Origin of the sequence: Novosphingobium hassiacum (assembly GCF_014196055.1) — a bacterium.
GTDB lineage: Bacteria > Pseudomonadota > Alphaproteobacteria > Sphingomonadales > Sphingomonadaceae > Novosphingobium > Novosphingobium hassiacum.
On the sequence record NZ_JACICY010000033.1, the window covers coordinates 1 to 8,184 of the forward strand.

The 8,184-nt window shown below is 60.0% G+C and carries 7 protein-coding genes and 4 pseudogenes; 8 read left to right on the forward strand and 3 right to left on the reverse strand.

Translation table 11 applies throughout. The features are described 5' to 3' along the window. Nucleotides 1-205: 205 nt before the first annotated feature. From GGQ88_RS20670 to GGQ88_RS21865, 4 genes and pseudogenes are all read left to right on the forward strand, one after another. Nucleotides 206-394 carry a hypothetical protein gene (locus GGQ88_RS20670; RefSeq protein ID WP_183615313.1) on the forward strand — a complete coding sequence of 63 codons (189 nt, stop codon included), beginning with the start codon at nt 206-208 and terminating at the stop codon, nt 392-394. Nucleotides 395-850: 456 nt separating this feature from the next. Continuing rightward, a complete protein-coding gene (locus GGQ88_RS20675; RefSeq protein ID WP_183615314.1) occupies nt 851-2,050 on the forward strand; it encodes an FAD-dependent monooxygenase in 1,200 nt (399 codons plus the stop codon). A 175-nt stretch (nt 2,051-2,225) separates the two neighbouring features. Then, a complete protein-coding gene (locus GGQ88_RS20680; RefSeq protein ID WP_183615315.1) occupies nt 2,226-2,735 on the forward strand; it encodes a helix-turn-helix domain-containing protein in 510 nt (169 codons plus the stop codon). Nucleotides 2,736-2,737: 2 nt separating this feature from the next. Continuing rightward, a pseudogene (locus GGQ88_RS21865) lies at nt 2,738-3,034 on the forward strand (transposase); the annotation flags it as partial. On the opposite strand, the gene GGQ88_RS20685 reads toward GGQ88_RS21865, so the two are convergent. After that, nucleotides 2,992-3,144: a hypothetical protein gene (locus tag GGQ88_RS20685; RefSeq protein ID WP_183615320.1), complete on the reverse strand. Its 153-nt coding sequence runs from the start codon at nt 3,142-3,144 to the stop codon at nt 2,992-2,994. The pseudogene GGQ88_RS21865 and the gene GGQ88_RS20685 overlap by 43 nt on opposite strands. 22 nt (nt 3,145-3,166) lie before the next feature. Next, nucleotides 3,167-4,501, reverse strand: a complete 1,335-nt coding sequence (locus tag GGQ88_RS20690; RefSeq protein WP_183615316.1) for an IS5 family transposase — start codon at nt 4,499-4,501, stop codon at nt 3,167-3,169. Nucleotides 4,502-4,699: 198 nt separating this feature from the next. On the opposite strand from GGQ88_RS20690, the gene istA reads away from it, so the two are divergent. From istA to GGQ88_RS20710, 4 genes and pseudogenes are all read left to right on the forward strand, one after another. Then, nucleotides 4,700-6,253 (forward strand): IS21 family transposase, encoded by a 1,554-nt coding sequence (gene istA / locus GGQ88_RS20695; RefSeq protein WP_183615318.1) that lies wholly within the window; start codon nt 4,700-4,702, stop codon nt 6,251-6,253. 16 nt (nt 6,254-6,269) lie between these two features. Further along, nucleotides 6,270-7,046, forward strand: a complete 777-nt coding sequence (gene istB / locus GGQ88_RS20700) for an IS21-like element helper ATPase IstB (protein ID WP_183615319.1) — start codon at nt 6,270-6,272, stop codon at nt 7,044-7,046. A 243-nt stretch (nt 7,047-7,289) separates the two neighbouring features. Then, nucleotides 7,290-7,421 (forward strand): annotated as a pseudogene (locus tag GGQ88_RS20705) (IS630 family transposase); the annotation flags it as partial. 181 nt (nt 7,422-7,602) lie between these two features. Next, nucleotides 7,603-7,830, forward strand: a pseudogene (locus GGQ88_RS20710) (IS110 family transposase); the annotation flags it as partial. A 37-nt stretch (nt 7,831-7,867) separates the two neighbouring features. Here GGQ88_RS20710 and GGQ88_RS20715 read toward each other — a convergent pair. Then, nucleotides 7,868-8,089: pseudogene (locus tag GGQ88_RS20715) on the reverse strand (integrase core domain-containing protein); the annotation flags it as partial. Nucleotides 8,090-8,184 lie beyond the last annotated feature (95 nt).

The window sequence follows — 8,184 nt, forward strand, 5'->3', positions numbered from 1 at the left end:
CGGCACGTTTCCGGGGCGCATCTTCACCGCAGTCTATTTTGGCACGTCGGCTGCGAAGGATTGCTCTCTACTGCGCTCTTCTTTGGCGTCCGACAACGACACCCCCCAAAGAATCGGACAGAACATCCGGCGGGCAGTTAAAACCTGACCCGGCGCAGAGCGTGTCACCATCGTTGGAACTGGCGGGATCAGCCGCTGGGTGGGCATGCCGGACATGGGCGGAGCGAACGAATTGTTCGACAGGCGGATTATTGCTCTCGTGGAAACGGGCGAAATCGAGAGTCTTGTCGCTATGGACGATCAGACGATCGTGACCGATGGCGGCAACGGTGCGCTGGAATCAAGAGCTGGATCTGCGCCTTGGGCGCCACGTCCGGCACGGACAACGCGTTGATAACTTATCAGGACGTTCCCGAATGGATTAGTGGTCTTGGGTTCATCGAGTTGTCGATCGGTCAGCAGATACCAATCGCTGGCTGAAAACGCATAACGGGCAAGTCCCGAACTATGATCACCACTTCCGGCCCGTTGCGTCCTGGCACCACAATCAAAGCGGATCGGTGCGTTTCATGGATTTGGCGAGCCTCAATATTCGGAATACCGCATTCAAAATTCGTGAGATGTCTGTGTATTGACTTTCCCCCGCCCTCCGCTAAAACGCAGACATCTCACTATTATTATGGGGTTTACAAACCTGACGCCTATACAACGCGCCGGGTTCTGACGGGCGAGACGCAGCGCTGATGTTAATGCCGTGCGCGACATCTGCAGTGGCGAAAATTACCGTAGGCACTGGAAAATACAGTTATGACAAGAACTGCCCTTGAAGAATTATCAGCGGAGACGTTCAATGGCTAAACGAAGAAAAATCCTGATAGCTGGTGCCGGTATTGGTGGGCTGACGGTCGCGGGCCTACTGCTGCAGGCCGGTCATGACGTCGATGTCTTCGAGCAGGCGCCCGAGCTGGGCGAAGTTGGCGCAGGCATTCAGGTCAGCGCGAACGCCACACGGGTCCTGCGACAGCTCGGCGTGCTCGAAAGGTTGGAAGCGGTTTCGGTGCACCCCTTGCGGACCGAATTTCGCCTTCACGATACGGGCGAGGTCATCAGCCAAATCATCTTGGGCGACGAGCACGAAGCGAAGTTCGGAGCCCCCTATATGCAGATCTATCGGCCGGACATCCTGCGCATCCTGGAGGAACGGGTGCGCGAATTGTCCCCGTCGGCGATCCACCTCGATCAGGCACTGGAAAGCTATTCGGAAGACGCTGGCGGAGTTACCCTGCGCTTTACGGACGGCACCACCGCCCGTGGCGACATCCTTATCGGCTGCGATGGGATCAAATCGGTGGTACGCAGCCAGATGCACGGGCCCGAGCCGGCCAATTACACGGGCAACGTGGCTTGGCGGGTCATGGTGCCAGCCGAAAATCTGCCGCCCGATTTCCAGCCGCCGATATTTGTCAACTGGATGGGGCCGGAAAAGCACATGGTCGTCTACTGGGTCTGCGGTGGCAAACTGCTGAACTTCGTTGGCTGCGTCGAAAGGCCGGCGTGGAAGGAGGAGGGGTGGACGGTCAAGGCTCCATGGGAAGACCTTAAGGCCGATTTCGCAAGCTTCCATCGGGACGTCCAGACGATGATCGATGCAGCCGACCGTGATAATTGCTATTGCTGGGCACTGAACAACCGGCCGCGCCTCGACTACTGGAGCACCACGCGCGTCACGCTACTCGGCGATAGCGCGCACCCCACTCTGCCCTACATGGCGCAGGGCGCGGTCATGGCAATTGAAGATTCCGCCGTACTGATGCGAGCACTCGACGCAGTCGATGACATTGCCGACGCGCTTAAGGCCTATGAGCATGCGCGTATCGACCGCACCGCGCGCATCGTCGACGAAAGCACGGAGCATGCCAGCTTGTTCCATTTCGAAAGCCATCAGGAATTCCGCGATGCCTTTGCCAAGAAGGATCCGGACAGTGATCGGGCTAGGTGGCTCTACAACTATGATCCGCTTTCGGTGCCGTTGGAAGCAGTGGATGCGTAAGGCAGCCTGCTGACAGGCTCTGCGAACCACTGACATTGCAATTCTCGAGGAACAAGATGACCCGACTATGTATTCCCGCCGCAGCCTAATACCAGAACCTGTGGAATCCGACTCTCGGGGGCATTTGCTTGAGCGTTTGCCATGATTCACCATGGCAAACGCGTGGAGGTTTGCGATGGCAGCGGCGATCAGGTTGCGGGAGGATTTGAATTCGGGGCAGGTTCGGCGGCTGCTGGCGATCGCGACGATCCTGGGCGGCGGCGGCCGGAGCGAGGCCGCAAAGGTTGCGAGAGTGACGCTGCAGATCATCCGCGAGTGGGTCCTGCGCTTCAACGCGGCCGGTGCGGCAGGCCTGGCAACGCGCAAGGCACCGGGCCCCAGAACTATTCTTGATGATCGCCATCGCTGGGCGCTGGAAGACATCATCTTCACTGGGCCGATGCCCGCCGTGCATGGGGTGGTACGCTGGCGCATCATCGACCTGGTCCAATGGCTGTGGGACGAGCTCGACGTGTCGATCAGCAAGCAGGCCCTGGGCCATGAGTTGCGCACGATGGGCTACCGCAAACTCTCGGCTCGCCCCCGCCACCGGGGGCAACGGGCCGACGACATTGCCGTTTTTAAAATGAGTTCAGCGCCCGTCTGGCGCAAATCCGCAAGAGCCCCCCCGAAGGTACGCCAGTAGAGTTGTGGTGGCAGGATGAAGCTCGCATCGGCCAGCAGACCAGGCTTACCCGGCGCTGGGCGAAGCGCGGGACCCGTCCTTCTGCGCCCAAGGATCAGCGCCGCTCTTCGGCCTGGATCTTTGGCGCGATCTGTCCCGCTGAAGGCAAGGCCGCCGGTATCGGCATGCCCAGGTGCAACAGCGAGGCAATGGGCATGCACCTGGAGGAAATCGCCTTCCACGTCGCGCCGGGCGCACATGCGGTACTTTTGCTCGATCAGGCTGGATGGCACGGGTCGGCCGAGCTGGTCGTGCCGTCGAACATCACGCCGATGCCGCTGCCGCCGCGATGTCCCGAGCTCGTCGTCCGTGAACAATGCGATTTCAAAGACTTCGTCGCGTCGAGCGATCCGGCTTCGACGGGCGACATTTCGATAGCGAAGTTTGTGCTTTCAGGCGGCGGCCAGTTCTGGCTGCATCGGTGGGAGGAGCGCCCTGAACAGGGCGCGCAAAAGCGCGGTCAGCCATGCGACGAGCAACCGCAGATTGTGTCCGGCGGCGACCAGGATGGCATTGATGGCATCGCCGGTGGCACCGGCGAGGTGATTGCGCTCGAGCAGGCCATCGGATTTGGTGTGGCCGATGATCGGCTCGATGGCGTTTCGCCGTCGGAGCTCGCGTTTGATCGTCGGTGACGAGATGCCGCGGGTGTGGGCGATATGGACCCTGGCTTTGCCGCCATGCTTGTGGCCCTTGTAGCCGCGATCGACATAGGCCCGTTCGACAGTGACGCCGGTCAAGCGTTCGACCTGCTCGATCTGCCCAGTCAGGGTGTGGCCGTCATAGGGATTGCCGGGCAGAGCCTGCATGCCAACAATGAACTGGCCGCCGGCGGTGCTGGCGTTGGTGACGGCGATCGAGGTCTTCACCCCGAACTCGTAGCGCGTCCTCGCCTTGCCTTTGGCGATACATTCCACCTCGGGCGCGTGCAGCGCATAAAGCTTGTCGGCATCGCCAGACTTCTGGGTGAGGATGCGCGCCACGCGTTCGCGGGCGGCGGCAAAGGCGGCCTCGAGCGCTTCATTCCCGGCAATCTTGCGGCCGATGTCGCGATCGAGCCGGCCCAGCCAGGTGCGCAGTTTCCTCACCCAGCGCATCGCCTGCCTGTGACCGCGGCCATGGATCAGCCGCGACACCTCGCGGCGCGCCCGGCGGCCGACACGCAGGAAAGACTGGCGCAGCTTGATGCCGTGCTGCCTGGCAAGCCGGTTAAGCCACTCGATGCCGCGCAGGAGCAGGTGGCTGTCGGTGGGATGGGCAATCGCTTTCGTCTGGACCGTCGTGTCCAGCGTCACCCGTTCGCAGGCCTGGGGCGTCATCGCGTCGGTGCGCGGCGCCACGCTGAGCGTTTCCGCGAGCAGCAGCTCGAGCTTGTCGGGACCGATCCGCCCCCGCCAACGCGTCATCGACGAACGGTCCAGCGGCAGCTTGTGGCGGAAATGCTGCTCGCCGCAGAAGTACTGGAAATAGGGATTCTCAACCCAGCGCCTGCACACCGCTTCGTCGGACAGGCCCTCCATGTGCTTGAGCAAATGCAAGCCCGCCATCAGCCGCGTCGGCAACCCCCGCCGGCCCTTCTGCGTGTAGAAGCGACCATAGACCTCGTCGAACCGCGACCAGTCGATCAGCCCAGCCAGCTTCACCAGCGGATGTTCGGGATCGAGCATGTTGTCCAAACGGCTCTGGAACAGTTCGAACTCGCTCAGCTGGGGCTTCCTTGGCGGCATCGGTGAACCTCATCGTGTCGGCCAGCGCACTGAATTGCGTGTTTCGCAAAGTCCCGGACACCTATTTCAGTAAGTCCCGGACAGTGATTTCATAAAGTCGCGGACAGCGATTTCGGAAAGTTCCGGACAGATATCGCGGTTGGTCATTGTGTGCGCCGGTTTGGCATGATCGCCCCAGCAGAGGAGCTGGGAGTGATTATGCCGAGGCGGAAGCAATCGAGACGAACGGACGTGAAAGACATCAGATCGATACTACGCCTGACCCACGAGAGTGGTCTGTCGGTGCGTGAGGTTTCAGAGCGGCTTGGGCTGGGTAAGTCGACTGTTTCGACATATCTGCTGCGTGCGGGTGAAGCCGGTGTGAACAGTTGGCCGATGCCGGAAGGCTGTGACGATGACGCGGTACTGGAGCGCAAACTTTTCCGGCAGATGGGGCGGCCGCCGCGGGACACCACCGAACCGGACTGGCAACTCATCTCTCGCGAGATGAAGCGCAAGAGCGTGACATTGTTGCTGTTGTGGCAGGAGTATCGCGAAGCGCATCCCGGTGGCTTTGGCTACACTTGGTTTTGCAACAGCTTCAGCGCGTATGAGCGACGGCTACGACCGACCTATCGGCACCGCCATGCCGCCGGCGCTGTGATGCAGACCGATTACGCGGGGCAGACGCTTCCATTGATTGATCCCGATACTGGTGAAGTCCACGCAGTGCAGCTGTTCGTCGCTGTTTTGGGAGCATCGAACTATACCTTCGCCTTTGCCAGCCTACATCAGCGGCTTCCCGACTGGATCGAAGGACAAGTGCGGGCATTGGAGTACTTCGGCGGCGTCCCAGCCTCGATCGTTTGCGACAACCTCAAAGCAGGAGTGGCAAAGGCGCTGTGGTTTGAGCCGACGCTGACCGCGACCTTTGCAGCGATGGCCGAACACTACGATACCACGATCCTGCCGACGCGGCCCGCCAAACCAAGGGACAAGGGTAAAATAGAAGGCGCGGTGTTGATTGCGGAAAGATGGATCATTGCCAAATTACGCAACAGCCAGTTCTTCGATCTGGCCGCGCTTAACGCCGAGATTGCCCGGCTGCTTGAATTGCTCAACGCCAAGACGATGCGCCACATGGGCAAGTCGCGCCGTGAGTTGTTCGAGGAGATCGAACGTGCGGCGCTCAAACCGCTGCCAGTCACCCCGTTCGAATACGCTGAATGGAAGACGGCAAAGGTTCATCCCGACTACCATGTTGCGGTTGACCGCAATTTCTACTCGGTGCCTCATGGCCTGATCGGGCGTAAGCTCGATGTGCGGCTAACCCAGCGGGTGGTCGAGATCTTCCAGGACCACAAACGTGTTGCCAGCCACGTTCGCAGTTCTCAGCGCGGATTCCACATCACCGTAAACGCGCACATGCCCAAGGCGCACCAGCGTTATGCAGATCGAACTCCGGCCTCGCTGATTGCAAATGCCACAAAAATGGGGGTCAACGTGGCGATCATGGTCGAGCGAATAATGCTCGACCGGCGCCACCCTGAGCAAGGTTATCGCTCGGCAATGGGAATTCTCGCGCTTGGGCGGGGATATGGCCATGCCCGGCTTGATGCTGCCTGTGACCGGGCGCTGGCGATCGAAGCCACCACCTACGCCTCGGTTCACTCGATCCTCAAATCTGGACTGGACCAAGCGAGTCCTGCCCGAGAGCCAAACCGACCTACCCCCACGCACGGCAACATCCGCGGTGCGGCTTATTATCAATGACGAAGAAAGGACGATCATGCTGACACACCCAATGATAAATCAAATGCAGGCACTGGGCCTGGCCGGAATGGCCACCGCCTATCGTGAGCTGACCGATCAAGCCGGAAGCGATGGGCTCAACCGCGACGAATGGCTCGGGCTCATGCTCGACCGGGAAATGGCCACGCGCACCGACAAGCGCCTTGCCAATCGACTTGCTGCCGCACGCTTGCGGTTTAGCGACGCCTGCATCGAGAACATCGACTTCTCCGCTCACCGCAAGCTGGACCGTCGCAGTGTTCTCGCGCTGGCTCAGGGTGAATGGCTCAAGGCGCATGAGCATTTGATCATTACAGGGCCGACAGGCACAGGGAAAACCTGGCTAGGGTGCGCGTTCGGTCGTCAGGCTGCCAGGCTCGACTACTCCGTGCTTTACGTTCGCATGCCCAGGCTCTTCGAGGACCTGGCTATGGCGCGCCTTGATGGTCGCTTCCCCCGGCTGATCGACAAGTTAACCCGTGTCCAGCGCTTGGTGCTTGATGACTGGGGCAGCCATGGCCTGACCGAACAGCAACGCGGAGACCTGCTGGAAATCTTCGAGGAACGCTACAAGCGCAAATCCACGTTGATCACCGCCCAACTGCCCGTCGCGCAGTGGCACGAAATGATCGGTCAGCCGACCATTGCAGACGCCATCTTGGACCGCCTCGTGCACAATGCCCACCGCATCGTTCTCGAAGGTGAAAGCATGCGAAAAACACGTGGACCATCCCTCTTGACCGACCCCGAGAAAGCCGAAATCATCACAGCATGAAACTCAACCAGGCACCTATGACCATACCACACCAACTGTCCGCGACTTAGTGAAACGGCTGTCCGGAACTTCTGAAATACGCACACTGAATCACAGCCCGATTTCCAGGGGAAGCCCCCACGCGTGCGGGCGCGCAAAATCGCAAGCTTTTTGCCCCAATCGCCCAAACCCTTGCGATTCCGAATACTTGGTTTTCACGAAAACCCCGCATCTCTGCGGGCTCCAGCGTTTTTCACGGGCGACGAGCTCAACCCCGTCGAGAACCTGTGGCAGTTCATGCGCGACAACTGGCCGTCGAACCGCATCTTCAAGTCCTCCGACGATATCGTTGATCACTGCTGCTATGCCTGGAACACGCTTGTCGACCAACCATAGCGCATCATGCCCATCGGCCTGCGGCAATGGGCCCATGGGTCCTGATCAGAGAGTCTTGGTATTAGATGCCGTAATGGGCCGGCGTCTCAAGAGTAGCCAAGTTGGGTGGCTGTCCCTCAGAATGATGGTGTTGGAAACGGGGTCCGAGTGATCGGCCCCAAGCATCATGAGAGGAACAGCCATGGAGTGTTATGCCGGAATCGATGTCTCTCTGAAAGAGAGCAGCGTGTGCATCGTGGACGCGAAGGGTAAGATCGTCCGCGAGGTCAAGGTCACCAGCGAGCCCGAGACGCTGGTGCGGTATTTCGACGAGTTGGAATTGCCGGTGTGCCGGATCGGGCTGGAGGCGGGGCCGCTATCGCATTGGTTGCATGCTGGGCTTGTTGCCGCTGGCCGAGACGTTGTTTTGAACCGCGCCGGGATTGCCGGAGGCGATTTGGTTTAAGTTACGCGGCCATGGGGATTTCGTACAGCATGGCATAGTATCGTTGTTCTGCTTCGGCGGGTGGGATGTTGCCGATGGGTTCGAGCAACCGCCGATGGTTGAACCAGTCGACCCATTCGAGTGTGGCGAACTCGACGGCTTCAAAGGAACGCCATGGTCCCCGCCGGTGGATCACCTCGGCCTTGTAAAGGCCGTTGATAGTCTCGGCCAAAGCATTGTCATAGCGGGACTGTCAGGATTTCCGTGTGTGGGCGGGCATAATGGGTAGGAAGGAGTCCCACTATGTCACGACGCAAGGAGCCGACGATCCCGGCTGAT

What these genes read in the sequence shown, in the direction of transcription:
- GGQ88_RS20670 (WP_183615313.1), top strand. Translation starts at nt 206, where the DNA reads ATGCCGGACATGGGCGGAGCGAACGAATTGTTCGACAGGCGGATTATT.
- GGQ88_RS20675 (WP_183615314.1), top strand. Translation starts at nt 851, where the DNA reads ATGGCTAAACGAAGAAAAATCCTGATAGCTGGTGCCGGTATTGGTGGG.
- GGQ88_RS20680 (WP_183615315.1), top strand. Translation starts at nt 2,226, where the DNA reads ATGGCAGCGGCGATCAGGTTGCGGGAGGATTTGAATTCGGGGCAGGTT.
- GGQ88_RS20685 (WP_183615320.1), bottom strand. Translation starts at nt 3,144, where the DNA reads ATGTCGCCCGTCGAAGCCGGATCGCTCGACGCGACGAAGTCTTTGAAA.
- GGQ88_RS20690 (WP_183615316.1), bottom strand. Translation starts at nt 4,501, where the DNA reads ATGCCGCCAAGGAAGCCCCAGCTGAGCGAGTTCGAACTGTTCCAGAGC.
- istA (WP_183615318.1), top strand. Translation starts at nt 4,700, where the DNA reads ATGCCGAGGCGGAAGCAATCGAGACGAACGGACGTGAAAGACATCAGA.
- istB (WP_183615319.1), top strand. Translation starts at nt 6,270, where the DNA reads ATGCTGACACACCCAATGATAAATCAAATGCAGGCACTGGGCCTGGCC.